The sequence below is a fragment of the Pseudomonadota bacterium genome (assembly GCA_039033415.1).
In the GTDB taxonomy this organism is placed as follows: domain Bacteria; phylum Pseudomonadota; class Gammaproteobacteria; order Xanthomonadales; family SZUA-38; genus JANQOZ01.
Map to the genome: position 1 here is coordinate 91,498 of JBCCCR010000009.1, position 14,351 is coordinate 105,848.

The 14,351-nt window shown below is 61.3% G+C and carries 10 protein-coding genes and 1 other RNA gene; 7 read left to right on the forward strand and 4 right to left on the reverse strand.

Features of this window, described 5'->3' with window-relative positions:
- Nucleotides 1-89 precede the first annotated feature (89 nt).
- On the reverse strand, nucleotides 90-1,127 hold the full coding sequence (gene hrcA / locus AAF358_09285) for a heat-inducible transcriptional repressor HrcA (GenBank protein MEM7705732.1): 1,038 nt from the start codon (nucleotides 1,125-1,127) through the stop codon (nucleotides 90-92).
- A gap of 90 nt (nucleotides 1,128-1,217) precedes the next feature.
- Between hrcA and recN the strand changes: the two genes are divergently transcribed.
- Nucleotides 1,218-2,891, forward strand: a complete 1,674-nt coding sequence (gene recN / locus AAF358_09290; GenBank protein ID MEM7705733.1) for a DNA repair protein RecN — start codon at nucleotides 1,218-1,220, stop codon at nucleotides 2,889-2,891.
- Nucleotides 2,892-2,911: 20 nt separating this feature from the next.
- Here the strand turns inward: recN and fur are convergent, their stop codons facing one another.
- Nucleotides 2,912-3,316: a ferric iron uptake transcriptional regulator gene (gene fur / locus AAF358_09295; GenBank protein ID MEM7705734.1), complete on the reverse strand. Its 405-nt coding sequence runs from the start codon at nucleotides 3,314-3,316 to the stop codon at nucleotides 2,912-2,914.
- A 137-nt stretch (nucleotides 3,317-3,453) separates the two neighbouring features.
- Between fur and bamE the strand changes: the two genes are divergently transcribed.
- Entirely contained in the window at nucleotides 3,454-3,828 is a 375-nt protein-coding gene (gene bamE / locus AAF358_09300; GenBank protein ID MEM7705735.1) for an outer membrane protein assembly factor BamE, read from the forward strand.
- A 51-nt stretch (nucleotides 3,829-3,879) separates the two neighbouring features.
- On the opposite strand, the gene AAF358_09305 is transcribed toward bamE, so the two are convergent.
- Nucleotides 3,880-4,317: a type II toxin-antitoxin system RatA family toxin gene (locus AAF358_09305; protein MEM7705736.1), complete on the reverse strand. Its 438-nt coding sequence runs from the start codon at nucleotides 4,315-4,317 to the stop codon at nucleotides 3,880-3,882.
- A 70-nt stretch (nucleotides 4,318-4,387) separates the two neighbouring features.
- Here AAF358_09305 and smpB point away from each other — a divergent pair, with 70 nt between their 5' ends.
- Nucleotides 4,388-4,864 (forward strand): SsrA-binding protein SmpB, encoded by a 477-nt coding sequence (smpB, locus tag AAF358_09310; GenBank protein ID MEM7705737.1) that lies wholly within the window; start codon nucleotides 4,388-4,390, stop codon nucleotides 4,862-4,864.
- 77 nt (nucleotides 4,865-4,941) lie between these two features.
- Here the strand turns inward: smpB and AAF358_09315 are convergent, their stop codons facing one another.
- Entirely contained in the window at nucleotides 4,942-8,880 is a 3,939-nt protein-coding gene (locus AAF358_09315) for an Ig-like domain-containing protein (GenBank protein MEM7705738.1), read from the reverse strand.
- A gap of 169 nt (nucleotides 8,881-9,049) precedes the next feature.
- Here AAF358_09315 and AAF358_09320 point away from each other — a divergent pair, with 169 nt between their 5' ends.
- The 4 genes from AAF358_09320 (at nucleotide 9,050) to AAF358_09335 (ending at nucleotide 14,045) form a co-directional block, all read left to right on the forward strand.
- Complete coding sequence (locus AAF358_09320) at nucleotides 9,050-9,586, forward strand: ECF-type sigma factor (GenBank protein MEM7705739.1); 537 nt, start codon at nucleotides 9,050-9,052, stop codon at nucleotides 9,584-9,586.
- Nucleotides 9,587-9,590: 4 nt separating this feature from the next.
- Nucleotides 9,591-12,272 (forward strand): serine/threonine-protein kinase, encoded by a 2,682-nt coding sequence (locus tag AAF358_09325; protein MEM7705740.1) that lies wholly within the window; start codon nucleotides 9,591-9,593, stop codon nucleotides 12,270-12,272.
- Between the two features lie 58 nt (nucleotides 12,273-12,330).
- Nucleotides 12,331-12,693: a transfer-messenger RNA gene (gene ssrA / locus AAF358_09330) on the forward strand.
- A 164-nt stretch (nucleotides 12,694-12,857) separates the two neighbouring features.
- The gene (locus AAF358_09335) at nucleotides 12,858-14,045 is read left to right on the forward strand and encodes an integrase arm-type DNA-binding domain-containing protein (GenBank protein ID MEM7705741.1); all 1,188 of its coding nucleotides are present in this window, start codon (nucleotides 12,858-12,860) and stop codon (nucleotides 14,043-14,045) included.
- The last annotated feature ends 306 nt before the right edge of the window (nucleotides 14,046-14,351 follow it).

Below are 14,351 nucleotides of genomic sequence, written 5' to 3' on the forward strand. Positions count from 1 at the left end.
ATTCACCAGCGCGGGGGCTCACCCCTTTCGACCACCCGCGTAAGCGCGGAAAACGTCGCCGACCTCAAAATATCCCCCGGAGATAAGGCCTAGGTGGCCTGATTCAAGACGGTGCCAAGAATTTTTGCCGTACTGTCGACCACCGAAATCACCTTCTGGTAGGCCATCCGCGTCGGACCGATGACACCCAGGACACCCACCACCTGGCCGTCGACACGATACGGCGCCCCGACCAGCGAACACGATTCGAACGCATCAGACTCTGACTCGCTGCCGATAAAAAGCTGCACCCCGTCCGCTTCGGCGCAGCGATCGAGAAGATCGAGCATTTCCCGCTTTTCCTGAAACGCCTCAAACAGCGACTTGAGCTTCTCCAGATCCGACAGGTCGTCGTAGCCGATCAGGTTGTTTTGCCCGCTGACGACCACGTCTTTCGCCGGGCGCGCCCCAAGGGCACTGCCAGCGAGCTCAATCGCCTGCTCCATCACCCGATCCATCTCGCGCCGAGCCAGCACCAGATCATCCATCAAGCGGCGTTTGATCTCCGCCAGCGGCAGCCCGGCATACTCCTGATTAAGCGCGTTGGCGGCTCGCTCGAGCTCCGCCTGATCAAACCCGCGGTCGAGCGCCAGCACCCGGTTCTGCACCTCACCGCCCGTCAGCACCACGACGGCCAGCACCTGCTGGCTGTCGATCGGCACAAACTCGATCTTTTGAAAGCTGAACAGGTCGCGTCGAGGCACCGTCACCACGCCGACAAAATTGGTGAGGCTGGACAGCATGCTGGACACCTCGCCGATCACCTCCGGCACCGACGAATGCTCGTTGAGCCGGCTATGAATATGCTCTGCCAGGTGGGCTTCGGCCGATTCGGCCGTCAGCATCGTCTCGACGAAGAAACGGTAGCCCCGGGGTGTGGGAATCCGACCCGCTGACGTGTGGGGCGAATGGATAAAGCCGCGCCGCTCGAGCTCCGCCATGACGTTTCGAATGGTGGCCGAGCTGAGCTCCAGACCGGCGTGCCCGGCCAGCAGCTTGGAGCCTACGGGTCGTCCGGCATCGATATATTGACGCACCAACACGCCCAGCAGGTGCCGTGCGCGGTCGTCCAGCTTCGTCCCGCTCATGATTCTTATGTTGTGTCACTCGCCTTCGATGGCAAGTCCTTCGGCAAAATCGCCGTGATCAGCCACCCGCGCTCAGGCTAAAATGCCCGGATGTTGACCCACCTTGCCATCCGTGACTTCGCGCTGATCGAGCAGCTCGATCTGGATTTCAGCGCGGGATTCAGCGTCCTGACGGGCGAGACCGGCGCCGGCAAGTCGATTCTACTCGACGCGCTGCAGCTGGTGCTGGGCGGGCGCGCCAGCGCCGGCGTGTTGCGCGCGGGGGCCTCCAAGGCCGATGTGTCCGCGGCGTTCGACGTGCGTGAACGTCCGGCGGTCAAAGCCTGGCTCAGCGATCACGACCTCGAGCCGGAGGATGCCGAACTGCTCCTGAGACGGGTCGTTAACGCCGATGGCCGCTCCCGCGCCTACGTCAACGGCGTGCAGACGCCGATCCAGAAGATGCGTGAGCTGGGCGAGCGGCTGGTGGAAATTCACGGGCAGCACGAGTTCCAGACCTTGGTTCGGGCGCCGGAGCAGCTAAGGCTGCTGGACCTGTTCGCCAACAACATCCGGCTTTTGAGCGATGTCCAGGCCGCCTTCGGTCGTTGGCGCGACCTCAACGCGGAGCTTGAGGCCCTGCGCAGCTCAGCCGCCATGTCCCCGGCGGAGCTGGATCTGCTGCGACATCAGGTGGACGAGCTGGAGCGGGTTGCGGTAGAGCCGCAGATGCTGGAAACACTCCACGCGGAACATCGTCAGCTCGCCAGCGCTGAGTCCCTTATGGCCTCCACGGGTCAGGCGGCGGAAACCCTGGCTGACGCGGTGACCCCGCAGCTGTCCGCCGTGGTCAACGACCTCAAACGACAGCAGTCCACCATGGCGGCCCTCAGCGAGCCGCTAGATCTGCTGGAGAGCGCGCTGCTCCAGGCGCAGGAGGCGGAGTCGGTTTTGTCGCGGCAGGTGCGCGAGCTCGAGGCTAACCCGCAGCGGGTTGCAGAACTTGACCGGCAGCTGGACGAAATCCACAGCTTGGCCCGGAAACACCGCCTGGCCGCCGAAGATCTCGCTGGACATCTGGGTGCCCTGCGCTCGCGCTGCGAGGCGGCAGCGGACGCGGACGAGACGGAACAGGTGTTGCTCAAGGCCTTGACGGAAACGGAAGCAGCCTATCGAGAAGCGGCCGCCACCTTGTCCAAAGCCCGACAGCGGGCGGCTAAAAAGCTGGGCACTGAGATCACCAAGACGATCAGCGAAGTCGGCATGGATCAGGCGCAGTTTGCGGTGGACGTATCGTTTGATGCACAAAAGCCCCCGTCGCGCACCGGGCTCGACAGCGTCGCGTTTCTCATCCAAACCAACCCCGGCTCCAAGGCGGGCACGCTCGACCGGGTGGCATCCGGCGGCGAGCTTTCGCGGGTGGCGCTGGCGGTGAAGGTCGCGCTGGCGGCGAACGAACGGGGTCGGACGATGATTTTTGATGAGGTTGACGCAGGCGTGGGCGGTGCCACGGCGCAGCGCGTCGGGCAAAAGCTGCGGGAACTGGCGGCCACCGGTCAGGTGCTGAGCGTCACCCACCTCCCCCAGGTAGCCGCCTGTGGGCATCAGCACTACCGCGTGGAGAAAGAACAACACAAGAAGTCGACGCTGACGCGCGTGCTGGCGCTCGACGACGACGCTCGCCTGCAGGAACTATCGCGGATGCTGGGCGGCGTCGAGATCACCGAGCAGACGGTCGCCCACGCCGCAGAAATGCTATCGCAGGGAGAAGGCGGCGCCCGGTAGCGGCCGAGGCCGAGTCAAAGTCAAGTTTTCTTGCGAACGTAAAGCACCATGGTGTGGTCTGCCAGCTCGTAGCCCCGCTCTTCGCACAGCTCGTGCTGAAGCCGCTCCATCTCTTCGGAAAAAAACTCCATCACCTCACCCGAATCGATATCCACCATATGGTCGTGGTGCTCGCCAGAATCGAGTTCAAAGACCGATTTGTCGCTCTCGAAGTCGTGTTTGACGACCAGACCCGCCGCCTCAAACTGGTTGAGCACGCGATACACGGTTGCCAGCCCGATATCCTCTCCGAGCTCGAGAAGCTTCCGATAAATGTCTTCGGCGCTCAGGTGCCGGGTTTCGCTCGAATCCAGAATTTCGAGGATCTTGACACGTGGCAGGGTGACCTTAAGACCGGCCTTACGCAGTTCGTTTCGATCGGGCATGGATTTTTGTTGTCCGCGTTAAATGGGCGAATTCACCGCGACAGCCCACGCATACAGCGCTCTGTGTCACGAATGGAAGCTTAACAAGCGCTATTGTATCATCGCGCCCCACGAGTTAAGGCTGGCGGTATATTTCCTTGCGCCCACTATTTCGCATTGCACGTCTGACGATGGTTCTCACCGCGCTTGCCGCGCTGGGTGGCTGTAATTTCATTTATAAGATCGATATTCAGCAAGGCAGCGTGCTTGATCAGGACATGGTGAATGATCTGCGTCCCGGAATGACCAAACGTCAGGTCTCGCTGGTGATGGGCACGCCGGCCATTGCCAGCCCGTTCCGCCAGGACCGCTGGAACTACGTCAACACAGTGTCCTTCCGTGGCGGCCCCGAGCAGCTCAAGACGCTATCGCTGCTGTTCGAAGACAACCGCCTGGTCAAAATCGAGGGCGACTATCTGCCGGAAGACTCCGAGATGGCGGATTCCGCGGAGGAGTCCGAGCCGGCCAGCTAGGCCTCAGCCAGCTAAACTTCAGAGAGGGTCGTCGCTCCGCGACCACGTCGGCTAAACCTGGCCGAAAACCGTGTTGGCGCGCTGCACAAAGTCGGTGACCAGCCGCTTGGCCACCCAGGAAAAGCCGCCCGAGAACGCTGATGCCAGCAGGTCCGAGGCCAGCTCAAAATCCAGCTGAAGCCCAACCCGGGAGCCGTCGTCTCCCAGCTGCCGGAACGACCACTGACCCTCGAAGCGACGAAACGGCCCGTCGACCGCCTGCATATTGATGTGGGTCGGCTCATTTAAGGCGTTGCGGGTGGTAAAAGCCTGGCGAATACCCGCGATATTTACGCTCACCCGAGCGACCATGGCGTTTTCAGCCTGCTCCAGCACTTCCGTGCCGGTGCACCAGTTCAGAAATTCGGGGTAGCGGGCAACCTGGTTCACCAGGCGATACATATCCGCAGCGCTGTGTTCGACCAGCGCGGAGCGTTCAATCAGCGGCATGGCGCGAGCATATCACGCGAGGGCGAATGTCAGTACAATACGCCGCCGCCGCGAGCGGCGAGAAAAACTCATGGCCAAAAAACCCAAAAAACCCGTCAACGACAACACCATCGCGCGCAACAAGCGAGCGCGCTTTGAGTATTTTGTTGAAGAAGAGTTTGAAGCTGGCCTGGCGCTCGAAGGCTGGGAGGTGAAGGCGCTGCGCGAGGCGCGCATCAGCTTTGGCGAGAGCTACGTGTTGCTGAAAGACGGTGAAGCGTTCCTGTTTGGTGCGCACATCTCGCCGCTGGTCTCCGCCTCAACCCACGTCAAGGCCGATCCGGTCAGAACCCGCAAGCTGCTGCTGCACCGCAAGGAGCTCGACAAGCTGATCGGCGCGGTGGAGCGCAAGGGATACTCACTGATTCCGCTGACGCTCTACTGGAAAAAGGGCCGAGTAAAGGCCGCGATTGGACTGGCCAAGGGTAAGAAACTCCACGACAAGCGCACTACGGAAAAGGATCGCGACTGGAAGCGCGATCAGGCCCGTATCCTCAAGCACTCCTGACAGCCAGCGGAACGTCAAACGGCGCGGAGCCATGCCCCACCCCGTTTTCCAACGCATCATGGCTACTCCGAAGCGGCTTATTCGAAGCCGCTCTGGAAGACCACCTGCGGCAGCACCGGGACCTCAACCACCGTGAGGTTGTCCCCGGTGGCGTCCTGCTCCGTGCTGTCGACATCGATCTGATAGCCAAAGGCCTCCGGGTCGAAGTTGGCGTCGGGCAGTAGCGCTACCGACAGCGCCACCGTCTCGTCCGGCGCCAGCGTGCCGAAGCTGCAGGTGGTGGTGTCCATGTCGTGGCTGCAGGTGCCTTTGCTGGTGCTGACCGACATCAGCTCGACCCCTTCCGGCAACACGCCGGCAAACACCACGTTGGTGGCTTCCAACGGCGTCACCGGGTCTTCCGGCAGCTCGTTGGTCACGTTGATGTTCAGCGTGGTCACCTGGCCCGGCAGGACGGGGGCGTCGCTCTCCGGCACCGCCTCCAGCGAGACGTCAACCATGGGCAACACCGTGATCTGCGCAACGAGCGCGTCTGCTGAATCGCTGCCGGCACCGGTCTCGTCAATCACGTTGAGGCCCACCTCGTAGACGCCGGGGGCGAGGAACACGTGATCACCCAGCACCTGCCCGGTGCCGCCCGCGGTGAGCGTAATGATCGGGTCTTCGCGCGGCGCGTTGGGATCTGACGGCGGCGCCTGATTGGCCGAATCGTTGGTGCCGTCACCCCAGCTGATCGTCAGAAAATGAGCCTGACCCGCGTCCGGGTCGTCGTACTCCGCCATCAGGCCAGCGGGGAAACCCAGGCCCGCCTCAAAACCCTGGTTGATGACCTGGCCCTTGAGCAGCTTAGAGATCGCCTTGGGCAGGAACTTCGAGCCGTCGTCCATAAAACGCAGCACGGGCTTGTCGTTTACGGGATTGACCGTGATGTTTACCGTGGCCCGGTTGGACACGTCGCGACCATCGCTGACCTCAAAAACCAGCTGGTCGGTGCCGTTGAAGTCCGGCGCGGGAATGTAGGTCCGCATCTCGCCACTGCCGGTGAGCGTTCCGTTGCTCGGGCCATCGACCACCGTGTAGGTGAGCGTATCCAGGCCGTTGAAATCAACCCCGGCAATACCGTCCGGGTCGCTGGCCAGCAGGTTGACGTCAGCGGTGGTGTCCTCGTCGAGCACCACGGCGTCGTCGAAAGCCTCCGGGGCCCGGAAGTTGCGGCTGACCGCGATGGTGGCCGTGCCGACGTTGCTGTCTGCCAGGCCGTCGTCCGCGCGGAAGGTAAAGCTGTCGGTGCCCTGGAAACCGTTGTCCGAGCTGTAGGACACCACCACAGAATTCTCCGTGATGTCTTTGAACGGCGCGGTCTCAAACACATGCATTAGCTCGCGGTCTCGATCGAGCACGTAGAACTGGGTGGAGTTGACGCTGATATCCAAGGGCCGACCCATGTCGCCCAGCACAAAACAGCTGCCGTCACAGACCGACGCCGCTTCACCGGCAAAGTCGCCGAGGGCGGTAAAGCGCTGCACGCGGCTGTTGTCGTAGTCGGTGACGTAGAGTGTGTCTTCCGGATCGAGCGCAATCCCGGTCGGTGTGTTGAACTGCCCCGGCAGGCTGCCACTGGTTTGCGAAACGTTGCAGGGCGTGGCGTCGCTGCAGGAAAAGCCGAAGCTGCGGCCGTTTTCGTCATCACACCCAGGGCCGCTGTCACACTTACCGAGCCAACCGATGTAGGCACCGGGATTCAGGGTGTTGCCATCCACCGTGGTCGGGGCAAATTTGTGAATCCGGTCGTCGCCGGAGTCGACGACGTAAACGTTGCCCAGCGAGTCCAGTTCAATGTTGAACCCTCGGCTGGAGCTTCCAGCCACTGACGGTTCGCCGGACAGGAACGACTCATTGTTTTTGAGCGTACCCAGCAGCGACGGCCGGAAGTCATTGCCGCGACCGTCATAGACGAACACGCGCTGTTTGTTCGTGGAAAAGATCAGGCCCGTATTGCTGTCCGTCTTGGCGTCCAGCAGCCGGCCGCTCGGCGCCTCCAGGTTGCGGTTGTCGACCACGTTCAGATCACCGTCCAGCTTGCGGTAGATGAGCGGCAGGTCGTTCTGCTCCGGCTGGGCGACATAGATAAAGCCGCTGTCGTCCAGCGTCAGGCGCTTGGCCCCGCTCAGCTCGCTCCCGGCAAACTCCCCGAGGAACTCCCCGGTAGGACTCCACTTGCTGATCCGCGCCTGTGTGTCAGCACCGCCGCCGCCGCTGCAGAAAAAACGCTCGTCGAGCACAAACGAAATACCGTCATCGGTCACGTGCACAAACTCCGGCTCGTAGACGAAGTCGACGGGCACCTCACCGGGCCCACCGGTGCCGCAGAAGCGGGCGGCAATTTCGTTGATGGCCGGATCAAAGTTATTGAGAATTTCACCGACTTCGTTGTCAGGCCGAACCCGATAGTCCTCGATAAAGTACGGCACCAGTGGCGCCACAAAAAAGCCATTCCCCGGCAGGCTGACGATGTCGAACTTCAGCGGATCGAACATGCCGGACACCACGTCCGGGTCGCTGCCAGTGAGCGTCAGGTCGATCACTTCCGAAGTCAGGGCGCTGGAGGACACATCTTGGACTGAAGGCGCCTGGTTGGTGCCCGGAGCCTTGACCGTGATCCACTGAGGCTTGGAGTCGCTGTTGCCCGAGCTGTCGGTGGCGGTCCACAGCACCTGCGTTCTGCTGTTGACCGGGAAAGTCGTCGGCGCCGTGTTGGTGAGCGCCGGGTTCGGATCCGCGACGTCAAACACCACCGCGGTACCGATATCGACGTCTGCCTGCGTTGCCGGATCGTTCGACTCGATCACCCGTGCGGGCGGCACCAGGATGATGGGCGCGCGGGTGTCCTGTACCACAATCTTCTGTGAGAACGTCGTCTCACCAGGATTACCCGGGCCTTCGGGATGAAGATCGCTCGCCGTCCAGTTAACGAAATTGGTGCCAATTTCCAGCAGCAGCGGCGCGTCGTTGCCAACGCTGATCGGCGCATCACACGGATCGGACTCCACGATCCAGCTTCGGAAGCGATCGCGGTGCACGGCAAAGCGCTCGCCGCCAAAGCTGTTGGCTTCCAGCACCACCGGATTCTGGTCGTTATCGATTCCCGGATCCGGTATGTAATCGATCACCGGCGGGTTGACGTCGTTGACTGTGAACGTGCGCCGCTGCTCGTGCACCGCCGTGTCGAAGCTGTTGTCGAGGATGAAGCGCACCGCCTCGCTGTCGCTGCTGAACTCATCGCCAACGGCATCCAGCGTGATGACGCCCGCCTCAATGCCGGCGTTGATCAGGAACAGACCGCCGATTTCCAGCGCGCGGGCGGCGGTTTTGGGGTCGGTCTGAATCTCAAAAAAGCTCTTAAAGTATTTGACTTCATTGGTGATGTAGAACAGCGCCAGCGGCAGCGCAACGTCGATCACCGGATTGAGCTGCGTGGCCGCCTCCCAGACGATCGGGTGATTGCCCGAGGGGTAAACCACGATGCGGTCACTTTCGCTCCAGTCCTCGAGATAGAAGTTGTCGACGCGAACCTTCACCTCCGCATTGGCATGCCCGACGACGGGCGGCTGAGGATCGCTGAAGGCGCCCCAGTTGGTGGGCAGGGAGCGGATATCGGCGATGCCGAACAGGTTGTCGTACTCCGCCTCCTTCTGCGGGAGAAAGAAGTTGTAGTGGCAGCCGTCCGGGCTTTGTGGATTCACGGGCGTCGGGTTAACCGTGATCAGCTTGGCCGGCAGGGTCTTGATCACGATATCGATCCCGATGGTGGCAAGGTCGGCCACGTTGCCGATGAACCCCGGCAGGAAAGACGTTGGCAGCAGCGCAAAGTGTGTCGCGGCCCAGGCCGTGTAGGCGTCCTCGTAGCCGTCGTTGTCCTCAATTTCCGCAATAGCCGGGTTGAGGCCCGCACCACCAATGGCTAAACAGATTCCCAGCGCCAGCGGCACCCGGCGTTTAAGCAAGTCCTTTAACATCTCATCCGATCTCCATGTCTGGCCCGCTGCGTTTCTGCCGCAGAAAAGTGCTCGCACAGGCCGGTCCTTCTTGGCCTGCTCTCCCCAATGGCGGAATTGTTCGATGAATCGGGTCATCACTTGCGGCTAAACTAAAGATCGATGGTTTTTTCACCGCTAAGTGCCGCTTATGTCCGCGCCCACTAATCCGCCCGAGGAAGGTTCCCGGGAAGACGCTGGCCCGCTCTGGTCGGCCCTTTACGAACGCCTTAAATCGATTGCCGTAGCGCAGCTGGCGGCGGAGTTCAGCCCGGGCGCCCTGCAGCCCACCGCGCTGGTGAACGAAGCCTGGCTGCGCATGGCGGACCTGAAGCTCCAGTGGGAAAGCCACGGCCACTTCCTCGCCATGGCGTCTCGGGTCATGCGCCGAGTGCTGGTGGATCAGGCGCGGGCCAGCAAGGCCGCCAAACGCGACGCGCGACTGCGCGTCACGCTCACCTCGCAGCTCGGCAACGAGTCGGCGGTTGACCTGCTGGACGTTCATGAGGCGCTGAAGGCACTCACCGCGGAGGACCCCCGCAAAGCTCAGGTGATCGAGATGCACTATTTTGGCGGCATGACCTATCCGGAAATTGCGCCCGTGCTGGCGGTGTCGGAGGCGACGGTCAAACGCGACCTGCGCACGGCACGGGCCTGGCTCACGGCTGAGCTGTCGAGCCACCGGTAAACGTATGAGCGATCGTCCGGCCGAGCCGATTAGTCCCGAAGGAGAGCCCGAGCGGATCGACTTCGACACGCTGGACCGCTTGTTCAACGAGGCGCTGGGGCTGCCGCAGGAGCAGTGGCCCAAGTTCATCGCCGAGCACTGCGGTGCCGATCCGGAGGCAGGCCAGCGGCTGCTGGCCATGCTCAATGCAGACCAGGCGCATGACACCCGGTCGGACCCGCTGGGCAACGCCATCTCGGATCAGCGCAGTCATCTCAACCCGGCGGCTCTCCCCGAGATGATTGGGCCCTACAAAGTGGAAGAAGAGCTCGGGCGCGGCGGCATGGGCGCTGTCTATCGAGCCACCCGTCAGCACGAGGGCTACGAACAGCAGGTGGCGATCAAGCTGCTGCACGCGGGAACCGCTCCGGGCGTGGTGCGCGAGCGCTTTCAAATCGAACAGGCGGTGCTCGCCCGCCTGCGCCACAGCGCCATCGCCGCCCTGATCGACGCGGGCGAAACCGACGATGGCCTCCCCTATGTCGCGATGGAATACGTGGCCGGAGAGAACATCACCGACTATGCCACGCACCGGCAGCTTAATGAGCGTGATCGGGTCAAGCTGTTTATTCAGCTCTGTGGCGCGGTTCGCTACGCCCACAGCAACCTGATCGTCCACCGGGACATCAAGCCGGACAACGTGCTGGTGGACCCGCAGGGCATGATCAAGCTGCTCGATTTCGGTATCGCGAAGCTGCTGCCCACCGACGGCGCCCAGGACGCTGCAGGGACGCTAACCCGCGCGGGCGCAATGACGCCAACGTACGCCTCCCCGGAGCAGGTGCGCGGCCAGCCGATCACCATCGCGTCCGACATCTATTCCCTCGGCGTGCTGCTCTATGAGCTTCTCGCCGGTGAACTGCCTTACGTGGTAGACAACAGCGCGAGCACGCTGGAGCTGGAGCGCCAGATTTGCGAGACCGACCCCCTGCCCCCCAGTCGGCGCTTAAGCACCGGCCAACCGCCAGGCGGCGGCACCAACAACGTCAATCCACGGCGGCTGCGAGGAGACCTAGACCGGATCGTGCTCAAGGCGATGCGCAAGGAGCCAGAGCGTCGCTACGAATCAGCGGCGCAGCTGGCTGACGACCTTCAGCGATTCCTGGAGGGACGAACGGTTTCAGCGCGCCCCGACTCCATGAGCTATCGCCTACAGAAACTGATCTCGCGCAATCCAATGGGCGCCGCAGCCAGCGGTCTGCTGCTCATGAGCCTCTTGGCGTTTACGTTCACCACGCGCTGGCAGTCGCTGCAAATCGAAGCCGAGCGCGACGCGGCGAGGCAGGAAGCGGAGGCGGCCCGTCAGGTCGCAGACTTCATGGTTGGCCTGTTCGAGCACTCAGACCCACGAACCAGCGACATGAAGGAGGTGACGGCCCGAGACTTATTGGACGAGGCTGCGTCGACGATCGGTCAAGAAATGGCGGCTGCACCGATCAATCGCGCGCGCCTGATGCACATCATCGGCATGGCCTACGTGAACCAGGGCGACTACTCGGGCGGCATGGTGCTGATGGAAAAGGCGCTTAACGTGCGCCGGGAGGTCTTCGGTAACGACAGCCTAGAGGTGGCCGATTCGCTCAACCGCATGGGCAACTTCCACCGCGAGTTCGGCCAGCCTGAGAAGGCGGAAACGGCGCTGCGGGAAGCATTGGAGATCCGCGAGCGCCTGGCATCCGGCCCGGACACCGACCTGGCCGACTCCTATAACAACTTTGGCCTGTTCCTTCGCGGAAGCGGCAAATACGACGAGGCGGTCGAGATGCTTAACCGCTCCCGGCTAATGCACGAGGCGGTTACCGGGCCTGACTCGCTCAACCTCGGGGCTCCGCTACACAATCTCGCGCAGGCTCACCACGCGCTCGGTGAATATCGGCAAGCCAAAAAGCTGCTGGAACGCTCCCTTGAGATCAAGCGCAACCAGGGCATGGAAAACCGGGCCACCTTCGCCAATTCGCTGGCAGCTCTCGCAGCGGTGGAAACCGACCTCGGACTTTTCGATACAGCGATCGAGCATCGCGCTCTCGCGCTAGAGATTCGTCGAACCGCCTTCGCGGACGCGCATCCAAGCCTGGTTGCGGGATTAACAGGGATGGCCGCCACGCTGATTGCCGTCGAGCGCCTGGACGAGGCCGAGGCACTGCTCGATGAGGCGCTGCCGCTTGCCGAACAAATCTCACAGACCCAGGTGGCACGGGTACAGATGCAGATCGGTAATCTGCTGATGGCCAGAGCGCATTTTCCGCAGGCCGTCTCAAGGTTGGAATCCGCCTTGGCGACCCGCGTAGATCAATTGGGTGAAACCCACCCGGGCGTCTGGCGAGCTCGCCATAAGCTGGGAGAGGCACTGCTCGCCTCGGGCAAGCTAGTCGAGGCTGCAACAATGCTGGAGCAAGCGCATCGATCCATCAGCGACAAGCTGCCGGACAACCACCCCGAGACGCTTGCTTCGACCGTGGCTTTAGCCGCTCTTCAGGAGGCGCTGGGCGAGCACTCAGAATCGGAGCGACTAGCGAGGTCAGCCGCCAGCCAAACGCCCTCGGAAACGTCCTGGCTGGCCGACAAAGAGATCAAGCGCGCAAGGTCCATATTGGCGCGAATTGCCGGTGAGGACCTTGCAAAACACCTTGAAAAAACCGCCGGTTAGTCCAATATATTGAACATTCGTCGTGGTTTGCTGCCAAAGGGGCAGTGAACCCACCCGTGGGGGCGTACTGGCTTCGACGTCGGTCGCGAAACCGCAAGGTGCATGCCGAGGACGCAAGGATCCTCGTTAATCCCGTTGCAAACTTATAGTTGCCAACGACGACAACTACGCACTCGCCGCCTAAAAACCGGTAGTTTGCCGTTCCACTGAGGCCGTGCCTGTGCGGCGCAGATTCGGAACGTCACCTTTCACAGGATCGCGATGAAGCGCGCCCGGCGTGGATTCGTTAAAACCTATCCGGGACCGCTGTGCGTTTTCCCCGCCGTCAGGTAGCGCCCAGTTAAATTAAAGGACGGCTAAGCATGTAGATCCTGAGGCAGAGGACTGACGGACGCGGGTTCGACTCCCGCCGCCTCCACCAATACACCTTCCAAAGCCGTCCCAGGACGGCTTTTTTATTAACTAAATTCAAGCATTTGTGCTAATTTTAGTTCCTATAACATCCTAGGAAATCCGATAGCAGCCCCCTACCCTTAGGGGCACACAAAGGTAGAGAGCCGCTATTCTGGAAGTGAGTTGCCCCTAATGGCACGAACGACCACCCCGCTCACCGTCGCGGAAGTGAAAAACGCAAAGGCTGAGACGAAGAGCAAGAGACTGTTTGACGGCAGAGGCCTCTACCTGGAGGTAACGCCCAAAGGCGGGAAGTACTGGCGTTTCAAGTATCGGTTCGAAAATCGAGAGAAGCGAATCAGCCTGGGCACCTTTCCCGAGATCACCCTCGCCGAGGCCCGGGACCGACGAGAAGAAGCCAGGCGACAGGTCGCCCACGGTATTGATCCCAGCGCCGTCCGAAAAGCGCAAGCTTCAGCCAATAAGGACTCGTTCGAGGCCATTGCAGCTGAGTGGATGATCCAGAAGGAAAAGGAGTTGTCGCCAGGTCATCTGAGAACGATCCGCTCCCGCCTGGACCGAGACATCTTGCCCTTCCTGGGCAAGAGTCCAATCACGAAAATCACCGCCCCAGACGTTCTCTCCGCGCTGCGACGAGTTGAGAATCGCGGCGCCATCGAGTCAGCCCACCGGATCAAGACTATCGTCAGCCAGGTTTTCCGCTACGCCATCAGCACTGGACAGGCCGTTTCGAACCCAGCACGCGACCTAGGTGACGCTCTGCCGAAAGCAAAGGCAAAGCACTTCCCAGCGATCACCAAACCGACCGAGGTTGCCGAGTTGCTCAAGACGATCGAGAACTACAAAGGTACGCTCATCGTATCCACAGCGCTCAAGCTCGCTCCTTTAGTCTTCGTCCGACCAGGGGAGTTGCGCCACGCGAAATGGGAAGAAATAGACCTCGAATCTGCTGAATGGCGATTCATCGCAACGAAGACCAACACCGAGCATATCGTTCCGTTAGCGACTCAGGCAGTCAGCCTGCTGGAAAAAATCCAGATGGTGACCGACAGAGGCCCCTACGTTTTTCCGAGCGCGAGAACGCCGAAGGGAACCCGACCGATGAGTGACAATGCACTTCTAGCGGCTTTTAGAAGATTGGGCATTCCCAAAGAGCGGATGACCGTGCACGGATTCCGTGCGATGGCCAGAACGCTCCTGGACGAGGAATTAGGGTTTGCACCTCACCTAATCGAGCATCAGCTTGCTCACGCCGTTCGCGACCCACTCGGGAGAGCATACAACCGGACAGCCCACCTAAACGAACGAAGAGCCATGATGCAAGCGTGGGCTGACTATTTGGAGAAGTTACCGCGCTGACCTATATCTATCTATAGGAAAAACAAAAACCTGTTCCTCGCGTCGGGCTCTATAGCATTGGGCTGGACCAACAAAAATAAACTGCGTTGCTAACGAACGAACGGTGTCGTGATGAAGACAGGAGGCAAGTTTCCGATTGATCCACTCGACTAATATATGCCGTGACCGATCCCGAGGTCTTCGCCAAACGTTAGGGCTAAACCGTGTATTTGTCATCTATCATCCGGCTGATGAAAACCCAAGCCGCTAGCGCCCAGAAAACTAGGCTAAGATCTAGTGCCACGCGCGTCGTTCGCGAATCGCCCT